General features: G+C 72.2%; 12 protein-coding genes. 4 read left to right on the plus strand and 8 right to left on the minus strand.

Annotation, left to right across the window (positions count from 1 at the left end):
- Window positions 1-37 precede the first annotated feature (37 nt).
- From der to ACFUPX_RS43350, 6 genes are all read right to left on the minus strand, one after another.
- On the minus strand, window positions 38-1,519 hold the full coding sequence (gene der / locus ACFUPX_RS43325) for a ribosome biogenesis GTPase Der (RefSeq protein WP_383335129.1): 1,482 nt from the start codon (window positions 1,517-1,519) through the stop codon (window positions 38-40).
- Window positions 1,520-1,589: 70 nt separating this feature from the next.
- A complete protein-coding gene (locus ACFUPX_RS43330) occupies window positions 1,590-2,276 on the minus strand; it encodes a lysophospholipid acyltransferase family protein (RefSeq protein WP_383335131.1) in 687 nt (228 codons plus the stop codon).
- Window positions 2,234-2,935 carry a (d)CMP kinase gene (gene cmk, locus ACFUPX_RS43335; RefSeq protein ID WP_383335132.1) on the minus strand — a complete coding sequence of 234 codons (702 nt, stop codon included), beginning with the start codon at window positions 2,933-2,935 and terminating at the stop codon, window positions 2,234-2,236. The genes ACFUPX_RS43330 and cmk overlap by 43 nt, the downstream gene beginning before the upstream one ends.
- A 140-nt stretch (window positions 2,936-3,075) precedes the next feature.
- Entirely contained in the window at window positions 3,076-4,161 is a 1,086-nt protein-coding gene (locus tag ACFUPX_RS43340) for a prephenate dehydrogenase (RefSeq protein WP_383335134.1), read from the minus strand.
- The gene (gene aroH / locus ACFUPX_RS43345; RefSeq protein WP_383335136.1) at window positions 4,158-4,520 is read right to left on the minus strand and encodes a chorismate mutase; all 363 of its coding nucleotides are present in this window, start codon (window positions 4,518-4,520) and stop codon (window positions 4,158-4,160) included. The genes ACFUPX_RS43340 and aroH overlap by 4 nt, the downstream gene beginning before the upstream one ends.
- Before the next feature lie 121 nt (window positions 4,521-4,641).
- The gene (locus tag ACFUPX_RS43350; RefSeq protein ID WP_383335138.1) at window positions 4,642-5,112 is read right to left on the minus strand and encodes a YidB family protein; all 471 of its coding nucleotides are present in this window, start codon (window positions 5,110-5,112) and stop codon (window positions 4,642-4,644) included.
- A gap of 189 nt (window positions 5,113-5,301) precedes the next feature.
- Between ACFUPX_RS43350 and ACFUPX_RS43355 the strand changes: the two genes are divergently transcribed.
- Genes ACFUPX_RS43355 through ACFUPX_RS43370 form a run of 4 tightly spaced genes read left to right on the plus strand, consistent with a single transcriptional unit; the run spans window position 5,302 to window position 7,861 of the window.
- Window positions 5,302-5,985 carry a hypothetical protein gene (locus ACFUPX_RS43355; RefSeq protein ID WP_383335140.1) on the plus strand — a complete coding sequence of 228 codons (684 nt, stop codon included), beginning with the start codon at window positions 5,302-5,304 and terminating at the stop codon, window positions 5,983-5,985.
- Window positions 5,986-6,025: 40 nt separating this feature from the next.
- Window positions 6,026-6,619 carry a DUF6529 family protein gene (locus tag ACFUPX_RS43360; protein ID WP_383335142.1) on the plus strand — a complete coding sequence of 198 codons (594 nt, stop codon included), beginning with the start codon at window positions 6,026-6,028 and terminating at the stop codon, window positions 6,617-6,619.
- On the plus strand, window positions 6,616-7,086 hold the full coding sequence (locus ACFUPX_RS43365) for a Rieske (2Fe-2S) protein (protein ID WP_383335144.1): 471 nt from the start codon (window positions 6,616-6,618) through the stop codon (window positions 7,084-7,086). Before ACFUPX_RS43360 ends, ACFUPX_RS43365 begins: the two co-directional genes overlap by 4 nt.
- A 22-nt stretch (window positions 7,087-7,108) precedes the next feature.
- Window positions 7,109-7,861 (plus strand): DNA polymerase beta superfamily protein, encoded by a 753-nt coding sequence (locus ACFUPX_RS43370; RefSeq protein WP_383335146.1) that lies wholly within the window; start codon window positions 7,109-7,111, stop codon window positions 7,859-7,861.
- Here the strand turns inward: ACFUPX_RS43370 and ACFUPX_RS43375 are convergent.
- Both ACFUPX_RS43375 and ACFUPX_RS43380 read right to left on the minus strand, forming a co-directional pair.
- Entirely contained in the window at window positions 7,834-8,835 is a 1,002-nt protein-coding gene (locus tag ACFUPX_RS43375; RefSeq protein ID WP_383335148.1) for an ADP-ribosylglycohydrolase family protein, read from the minus strand. The two genes, ACFUPX_RS43370 and ACFUPX_RS43375, sit on opposite strands and share 28 nt — an antisense overlap.
- Window positions 8,832-9,560: an NUDIX domain-containing protein gene (locus ACFUPX_RS43380; RefSeq protein WP_383335150.1), complete on the minus strand. Its 729-nt coding sequence runs from the start codon at window positions 9,558-9,560 to the stop codon at window positions 8,832-8,834. Before ACFUPX_RS43380 ends, ACFUPX_RS43375 begins: the two co-directional genes overlap by 4 nt.
- Window positions 9,561-9,670 lie beyond the last annotated feature (110 nt).

Genomic DNA, 9,670 nt, shown 5'->3' on the forward strand with positions numbered 1-9,670 from the left:
GCCCGGCCCATCGGTCCGTCCGGGTTTCCGGCCGTGCCTACTTGTTGCGGCCGCGCTTCTCGCGCACCCGCACCGAGATGTGGATCGGCGTGCCCTCGAAGCCGAACTCCTCGCGGAGCCTGCGCTCGACGAAGCGGCGGTAGCCGTGCTCGATGAAGCCCGAGGAGAAGAGCACGAACCTCGGCGGCTTCGTGCCCGCCTGCGTCCCGAAGAGGATGCGGGGCTGCTTGCCGCCGCGGATCGGGTGCGGGTGCGAGGCCACGAGCTCGCCGAGGAAGGCGTTGAGCCGCCCGGTCGGTACGCGCGTCTCCCAGCCCGCGATGGCCGTCTCGATGGCCGGGACGAGCTTCTCCATGTGGCGGCCGGTCTCGGCGGAGACATTGACCCGGGGGGCCCACGCGACCTGGAGGAGCTCGGTCTCGATCTCCCGCTCCAGGTAGTAGCGGCGCTCCTCGTCGAGGGTGTCCCACTTGTTGAACGCGACGACGATGGCGCGGCCCGCTTCGACGGCCATCGTGACGATGCGCTGGTCCTGGACGCTGATCGACTCGCTCGCGTCGATCAGGATGACCGCGACCTCCGCCTTCTCGACGGCGGACGCGGTGCGCAGCGAGGCGTAGTAGTCGGCGCCCTGCTGGAGGTGGACGCGCTTGCGGATGCCCGCGGTGTCCACGAACTTCCAGACGATGCCGCCGAGCTCGATCAGCTCGTCGACCGGGTCACGGGTGGTGCCCGCGACCTCGTTGACGACCACGCGGTTCTCGTTGGCCACCTTGTTGAGCAGGGACGACTTGCCGACGTTCGGGCGGCCGATGAGCGCGATGCGGCGCGGACCGCCGAGCGCGGTGCCGAAGGTCTGGGCGGGCGCCTCGGGCAGCGCTTCGATGACGGCGTCCAGCATGTCGCCGGTGCCGCGGCCGTGCAGCGCGGAGACGGGGTGCGGCTCGCCGAGGCCGAGGGCCCACAGGGCGGTGGCGTCGGCCTCGCCGGACTGGCCGTCGACCTTGTTGGCGCACAGGACGACGGGCTTGCCCGACTTGCGCAGGAGCCGGACGACCGCTTCGTCCGTGTCGGTGGCGCCGACCGTGGCGTCCACGACGAAGACGACCGCGTCGGCCGCCTCGATCGCGAACTCGGCCTGGGCGGCCACGGACGCGTCGATGCCGAGGACGTCCTGCTCCCAGCCGCCGGTGTCGACGAGCTTGAAGCGGCGGCCCGCCCACTCGGCCTCGTACGTCACGCGGTCGCGGGTCACGCCGGGGCGGTCCTCGACGACGGCCTCGCGGCGGCCGATGATGCGGTTGACGAGAGTCGACTTGCCGACGTTGGGGCGTCCGATGACGGCGAGGGCGGGCAGCGGGCCGTGGCCCGCCTCGCCGATCGCGCCCTCGACGTCCTCGGCGTCGAAGCCTTCCTCCGCGGCGAGCTCCATGAACGCTGCATACTCGGTGGCATCAACCTCGCCAAGCGCCCCGTGCTCCGGCTCAGCCGAGCCTTCGGGCTGGATCTGGTCGTTCATGAAGTCCGTACCTCTGTCGTATTCGTGATCGGTGGACCGCCTCGCGACGGACCACTACTGAAAGTCTCGCTCAGCGCCCGGTCAGGCGCCTGGCGTCCGCCAGGTGGGCGGTGAGCCGCTGCTGGATGCGCACGGTCGCCTCGTCGAGCGCCTTGCGCGTACGCCGACCGCTGTCGTCGCCCGCTTCGAAGGGGTCGCCGAAGACGACGTCGACCCGGCTGCGCAGCGGGGGCAGCCCCTTCATCAACCGTCCGCGCTTCTCCGTGCTTCCCAGCACCGCGACGGGCACGATCGGCGCCCCGCTGCGTACGGCGAAGTAGGCGAGGCCGGCCCGCAGCGAGGCGAAGTTTCCCTCGCCCCTGGTGCCCTCGGGGAAGATCCCGAGGACGCCGCCGCCGTCGAGCACGCCCAGAGCCCGGGTGATCGCCGTGCGGTCGGCGATCTCACGGTCCACCTTCACCTGCCCGATGCCTTGCAGGAACCGGTCAAGGGGGCCGATGAACGCTTCCTTCTTGATGAGGAAGTGCGTCGGCCTGGGCGCCGTGCCCATCACCATCGGACCGTCGACGTTGTGGGAGTGGTTCACGGCCAGGATCACCGGGCCGGTCGCGGGGACCCTCCAGGCGCCGAGGACGCGGGGCTTCCACAGGCCGTACATGAGGCCGACGCCGATGCGGCGGCCGACCTCCGCACCCCGTTCCGATGGCGCCGCGGTCACTTCGCTGCCCGCTTCTCCTCGACGAGGGTGACGACGCACTCGATGACCTGCTGGAGCGTGAGCTCGGTGGTGTCCACCTCGACGGCGTCGCCGGCCTTGGCGAGCGGCGACGTCTTGCGGCTGGAGTCGGCCGTGTCCCGCTGGATGAGCGCCTCACGCGTGGCGGCGACGTCCGCGCCCTTGAGCTCGCCGCTGCGGCGGGCCGCGCGGGCCTCGGGCGAGGCCGTGAGGAAGATCTTCAGGTCGGCGTCGGGCAGGACGGTCGTACCGATGTCACGCCCCTCGACGACGATGCCCTTCTCGGTGGACGCGGCGATGGTGCGCTGCAGCTCCGTGATGCGGGTGCGCACCTCGGGGACGGCGCTGACGGCGCTGACCTTCGAGGTGACCTCGGTGGTGCGGATCGGCCCCGCGACGTCCGTGCCGTCGACCGTGATGGTCGGGGCGAGCGGGTCGGTGCCGGAGATGATCTCGGGCTTGCCCGCGACCGCGGCGATGGCGGTCGGGTCCGTGAGATCGATGCCGTTGTGCACCATCCACCAGGTGATCGCACGGTACTGGGCGCCGGTGTCCAGGTAGCTGAGGCCGAGCTGGGCGGCGACTGCCTTCGAGGTGCTCGACTTGCCCGTGCCGGAGGGCCCGTCGATGGCGACGATCACTGCTGCGGGCGCCGGACCGGCGGTTTCCACGGTTTCCACGGGGTGCGGACACCTTTCTGTGTGCACGGGGCTGGGGCAGGGCGACATTTCTTGCCCTGCACAAGGTTACTGGCTCCCACGCTTGTCTCTTACTGCCCGGTGGGGTGCCCCTGTCCCGCCCGCCCGATACCCTGCGGCATCTACTGCCGGATCGACCAGCCCCGCTCCCGCAGGCCCTGCGCGAGCACCGGAACCGCCTTCGGTTCCACCAGCAATTGCACGAGTCCGGCCTGCTGCCCCGTCGCGTGCTCGATGCGTACGTCCTCGATGTTCACCCCGGCCCGCTCGGCGTCGGAGAAGATCTTCGCTAGCTGTCCCGGCTGGTCGTCGATGAGCACCGCCACGACCTCGTACGTCGTCGGCGCCGCGCCGTGTTTGCCGGGCACCCTGACCTGTCCCGCGTTCCCCCGCCGCAGCACGTTCTCGACGCCCGCGGCGCCCTCGCGCCGCTTGACCTCGTCAGCCGACTGGAGGGACCGCAGCGCCGACACCGTCTCGTCGAGATCGGTGGCCACGGCGGAGAGCAGGTCGGCGACGGGGCCGGGGTTGGCCGACAGGATGTCGATCCACATCCCCGGGTCCGACGCGGCGATGCGGGTGACGTCACGGATGCCCTGTCCGCACAGGCGCACCGCCGTCTCCTCGGCGTTCTCCAGCCGGGCGGCGACCATGCTGGAGACCAGGTGCGGCATGTGCGAGACGAGGGCGACCGCCCGGTCGTGCGCCTCGGCGTCCATGACGACCGGCACGGCGCGGCACAGGGCGACGAGCTCCAGGGCGAGGTTGAGGACCTCGGTGTCCGTGTCGCGGGTGGGCGTGAGCACCCAGGGCCGTCCCTCGAAGAGGTCGGCGGTGGCGGCGAGGGGGCCGCTGCGCTCGCGCCCCGACATGGGGTGCGTGCCGATGTACGGGGTGAGGTCGACGCCGAGCGCTTCGAGATCACGGCGCGGGCCGCCCTTGACGCTCGCCACGTCGAGGTAGCCGCGGGCCACGCCGCGCCGTATGACGTCGGCCAGGGTCGTCGCGACGTGGGCGGGCGGCACGGCGACGACGCACAGGTCGACCCGCCCCTCGGGCGCCTCGTCGGTGCCCGCGCCGAGCGCGGCCGCCGTACGGGCCTGCCCGGTGTCGTGGTCGGCCAGGTGCACGGTCACGCCGCGCGAGGCGAGGGCGAGGGCGGCGGAGGTGCCGATCAGGCCGGTGCCGATGACGAGGGCGGTTCTCACTGGGCGATGTCCTTGCGCAGGGTGGCCGCGGTACCGAGGTAGACGTGCGCGATCTCCGCGCGGGGCTTCTCGGACTCTATGTGCGCGAGGACGCGGACGACCCGCGGCATGGCGCCCTCGATCTGGAGCTCCTGCGCGCAGATCAGCGGGACGTCCACGATGCCGAGCCTGCGGGCCGCCGCCGCGGGGAAGTCGCTGTGCAGATCGGGCGTCGCGGTGAACCAGATGCTGATCAGGTCCTCCTGGGACAGCGCGTTGCGCTCCAGGATGGCGGTGAGCAGCTCGCCGACCTGCTCGTCCATGTGGTCGGCGGCATCCCGCTCCAGTTGGACGGCGCCCCGGACCGCTCGTACCGCCACAGTGTTGCTCCTCGCTCGCGTACGTATGACTGATGTACCGACAAGGGTAGTCAGGGCCCGGGGGACGAGTGCGCGGCGCCCGCCTGCCGAGACGGACGCCGCGTGCCCCACCGGGGTGGGGTCAGAGCTTCTGCTCCTTGATGATGTCCTCCAGGGAGCCCGTCGGCACCTCGCCCTGCGGAGTCAGTTTGTCGACGGCCTGGGGCAGCTGCTGCGCGATCTGGTCGGCGGCCTCTTCGCGGCTGACGCCCGCGTCGGTGGCCACCTTGTCCAGGGTCTCGTCGGGGACGGCCTGCTTGACCTGGTCCGGACTCAGTGGCTGGTTGTCGCCCTTGCCGACCCAGGAGTCGAGCTGGTCCTGGCTGACCAGGCCCGACTTCGTGATCATGTCCATCAGGCCGCCCAGCGGACTGCCGCCGCCGGAGCCGCCCTGGCCGCCGGCCGCGCCGCCCGCGCCACCGCCGCCGAGGAGTCCGCCGAGCAGCGAGCCGAGGACGTTGCCGCCTCCGGAGCCACCGGCCGAGCCGCCTTGGCCGCCTTGGCCGCCGCCGAGGAGACCGCCGAGAAGGCTTCCCAGATCGTTACCCGCCATGGTCGCGCCTTTCGAGTGAGTGGCCGGGTCGGCGCCTCGAACGGACGCGGACCTCAGACCATGCCAATGTCACCCGAATCGCCCCCTGTCGCCACTTGGCCCGATTGGTCGGCGTTCAACTATGGACGCCGGGGCACGGGTCCGCTTGCATGGAGGAGCCGGCAAGGCCCACGCCTCGGGGGAGGCCGCATGAAGCGCTCAGGTCCGCTCTACACGCTTCTCGGGGGGCTGCTGCTCGCCCTGTTCATGCTGTCGCTCAACGCGACGACAGGGGAGGGCAATTCGTCGTACGGCCAGGACGCACCCGGCGCCGCGTCCCCGGCGCCCACCTCCGCCAAGCCCACTGCCTCGAAGCCACCCAAGGACAGCCCGTCCCCCACGCCCACCAAGAGCCCGTCGAAGAGGCCGCCCGGCAAGTCCGAGTACGCGGGCCGCACGGCCGACGACGCCGCCGCGGTCTCCCTCTCGATCCGGGACGACAAGGCCATCGCGTACTACTGCAACGGCCGTGACGCCGAGTCCTGGCTGAAGGGCAAGGTCGAGGACGACGGTTCCATGCGCCTGACCGGCAAGCACGGCGCGAAGCTGGAGGGCACGCTCGCCGGCAACGCGGTCCGCGGCAAGGTCGAGATCGACGAGCAGCCGCGGGACTTCACGGCCGCCAGGGCGAAGAAGCCCTCCGGTCTGTACCGCGCGACGACCGAGGTGCGCGGCGCCGAGATCGACGGCGGCTGGATCGTCCTGCCCGACGGGCGGCAGGTCGGGATCCTCAAGGAGGACGGCACGCCGAAGAAGGCCCCGCGCCTCGACCCGAAGAGCCTCACCGCCCCGTTCGACGGCGGCGAACTCACCGCCGCGCCCGTCGTGCCCTGATCCCGCCCCGCCCCCGCTCCGCCCCGACCAGGGAGCCGCCATGAGCGTCGATCCGAACGCCGCAACGCAGGGCGGCTTCGGCCCGCCCCCCGCGATGGGCGACCACCGCCGCCCGCACCCCGCCCGCTATCTCGTGCCCGCCCTGGTCGCAGCCGCGGTCGCGGTGGGCCTCGGGGTGTACGGCAAGGCGCACGACCCCGAGGGCACGGCCTTCAACCTCGCCGGGTTCAGCAGCACCAGCGCGGTCAAGGCCTGGCTGGGCACGACGGCGTTCGCGTTCGCGCTGCTCCAGGTCGTCTCGGCGCTGATGGTCTACGGGCGCCTTCCGGGACCGTCCTGGTCCTCGGCGCTGCACCGCTGGTCGGGCCGGATCGCGTTCCTGGTGGCGGTCCCCGTGGCGGTGCACTGCCTCTACGCCCTCGGCTACCAGACGTACTCGACCCGCGTGATGTGGCACTCGCTGCTCGGCTGCTTCTTCTTCGGGGCGTTCAGCGCCAAGATGCTGCTGCTGCGCTCGGAGAAGCTGCCCGGCTGGCTGCTTCCGGTGATGGGCGGCCTGGTCTTCGTGGTCCTCACGGTGGTCTGGTGGACGTCGGCGCTGTGGTTCTTCCGTACGTTCGGGGTGACGACATGAGCGGGGCGGGCCGGCCCTCTCGGCGCACGGTCATCGCCGCGGGCGGCGTGGTCGCGCTGACCGCGGGGTGCAGCAAGTACGGGGACGAGGGCGCACCACCGGAGGCGCCGAAGTCGGAGCCGACGGCCGCATCGCCCTCGGCGTCGAAATCGGGCGGCAAGGACCAGCCTCCGCCCAAGGCGGAGGAGTTGGCGAAGACCTCCGACATCCCGGTCGGTGGCGGCAAGGTCTTCAAGGACAAGAAGGTCGTCGTGACCCAGCCCGAGAAGGGTGACTTCAAGGCCTTCTCCGCGGTCTGCACGCACTCGGGCTGCACGGTCGGCGAGGTCGCCGACGGCACGATCAACTGCCCCTGCCACGGCAGCAAGTACCGCGTGGCGGACGCCTCGGTGGCGGACGGCCCGGCGCCACGCCCGCTGCCCCCGCAGAACATCAAGGTCACCGGAAATTCGATCACCCTCGGCTAGCTCCTCGCCGTACGCTCCCCGCATGCACAGCCCCCAGGCCCCGGGCCCCGATCTGGATCTCGTACGCGACCACACCGTCTACGCCTGTGTGATGGGCTCGCGCGCCTTCGGCCTTGCCACGGACGGCAGCGACACCGACCGCAGGGGCGTCTTCCTGGCCCCGACCCCGCTCTTCTGGCGGTTCGAGAAGCCGCCCACGCACGTGGAAGGGCCGGCGGAGGAGCAGTTCAGCTGGGAGCTGGAGCGCTTCTGCGAGCTGGCCCTGCGCGCCAATCCGAACATCCTGGAGTGCCTGCACTCGCCGCTCGTGGAACACCTGACGGACACGGGCCGCGAGCTCGTCGCCCTGCGCGACGCGTTCCTCTCCCGCCGGGCCCGCACCACCTTCGCCGGCTACGCGCTCGGCCAGCACAAGAGGCTGGAGGCCGACGTACGCCTGCACGGCGCGCCCCGCTGGAAGCACGCCATGCACCTCCTGCGCCTCCTGACCAGCTGCCGCGACCTGCTGCGCACCGGCGAGCTGACGATCGACGTCGGCGACCGGCGCGAGCCGCTGCTCGCGGTCAAGCGGGGCGAGGTGCCCTGGCCGCGGATCGAGTCCTGGATGCGGCGGCTGGCGGAGGAGGCGGACGCGGCGGCCACACGCAGCCCGCTTCCCGCCGAGCCGGACCGGGAGCGGGTGGCGGACTTCCTGTTCCGCGTGCGGCAGGCGTCGGCCTCCGCCTCGGCTTCGGCCTCCGCCCAGGCTCAGGAGTCCCAGAGCGCCCCGAGCTGAAGCAGCTCCTGCCGGTACTCGATCCGCTCGGCCCACTCGGCGGGCCAGGCGTCCGCGCCCAGGTGAGCGCCCGCGAACGCGCCGGCCAGGCAGGCGATCGAGTCGGAGTCGCCCGAGGTGCAGGCCGCTCGGCGCAGGGCCGTCACGGGCTCGTCCACGAACTGCAGGAAGCACAGCAGCGCCGTGGCGAGCGCCTCTTCGGCGATCCAGCCCTCGCCCGTGGCCAGGCAGGGGTCCGTCTCCGGGTTGGGGTGCTTCAGCGCGGTCTCCAGGCGCTCCAGGACGGCCAGGCACTCGTCCCAGCCGCGGGCCATGAACGCCTCAGGCGTCGGATCGTCCCCGCGCGTCCACAGCTCGCCGAGCCAGTGCGCGCGGTACGTCTCGCGGCTCTCGTACGCGTAGGAGCGCAGCAGCCCGACGAGCCCCGTCGGCTCCGCGCCCTGCGCGAGGAGCCGCACGGCGTGCGCGGTGAGGTCGGACGCGGCGAGCGCGGTCGGGTGGCCGTGGGTGAGCGCGGACTGCAGCTGGGCCGCGCCCGAGCGCTGCTCGTCGCTCAGACCGGGGGCGAGCCCGACGGGCGCGACGCGCATGTTGGCGCCGCAGCCCTTGGAGTGCAGCTGGCTCGCCTCTTCCCAGGGCTTGCCGGTCTTGAGCAGGTAGCAGGCCTTCAGGCAGGTGTTGCCGGGCGCGCGGTTGTTCTCCGGCGACTGGTACCACTCCACGAACTCCTCGCGCACCGGCCGCTCCATCCGCTTCGGCCCGAGCAGCCCCCGGCCCATGGCGGTACGCAGGCCGCGGCCGAGGGCGAGCGTCATCTGGGTGTCGTCCGTGACGATCGCGGGCCTGGTCAGCTCCATCTCACGCCAGGGCCCGCACTTGGCGAGGATCGACGGTACGTCGTTGAACTCGGTCGGGAAGCCGAGCGCGTCCCCTAGGGCGAGGCCTATGAGGGATCCGGTGGCGGCACGCTTCATGAGGGCTTTCCTTCCGGAGGAACGGTCGAGGGGCGGAGCAGGGGCGGATGCAGGGAGGTGGCGAGGCCGGCGCGGTACAGGGCCGCCGGTTTGCCCCGGCCGCCCGTCAGGCGCGCGGCCCCGGGGATCGCCTCGACGAAGCCGGAGGTGCCGAGCACCTTGCGCCGGAAGTTGGCCGGGTCGAGCTCGGCGCCCCACACGCTCTCGTAGACCTGCCGCAGCTCGCCGAGCGTGAACCGGGGCGGGCAGAAGGCCGTGGCGAGGCCGGTGTACTCGAACTTGGCGCGGACGCGGTCGTGGGCGTCGGCCAGGATCCGGTCGTGGTCGAAGGCGAGCGGCCCCTGGGTGCCGAACGCGCGCCATTCCGCGCGGGCCGCGTCGCTGCCGGCCCGCACGGCGGGCGGATCGGGTACGAGCGCCGCGAAGGCGACGGAGACGACGCGCATCCGCGGGTCGCGGTCCGGTTCGCTGTAGGTGCGCAGCTGCTCCAGGTGGAGCCCTTCGCTGTCCGCGAGGCCCGTCTCCTCGGCGAGCTCCCGCCCCGCCGCGGTCTCGGCCGACTCCTCGGGCAGCACGAATCCGCCGGGCAGGGCCCAGCGGCCCGCGTAGGGCTCCTGGCCGCGCTCGACGAGCAGGACGTGCAGGCGGCCCGCGCGGACGGTGAAGACGGCCAGGTCGACGGTGACGGCGAACGGCTCGAAGGCGTGCTTGTCGTAGCCCTGCACGGCTCCCCCACCCCCCTCTCTCCGTAGCTTTATGGTCAAGGCGACTATAAAGCTACGGAGAGGCGCCCCGCAAGACACAGAAAGGCGGCCGGTCCCTGCATGTGCAGGGA

The organism is Streptomyces sp. NPDC057302, from assembly GCF_042667685.1.
Lineage (GTDB): Bacteria > Actinomycetota > Actinomycetes > Streptomycetales > Streptomycetaceae > Streptomyces.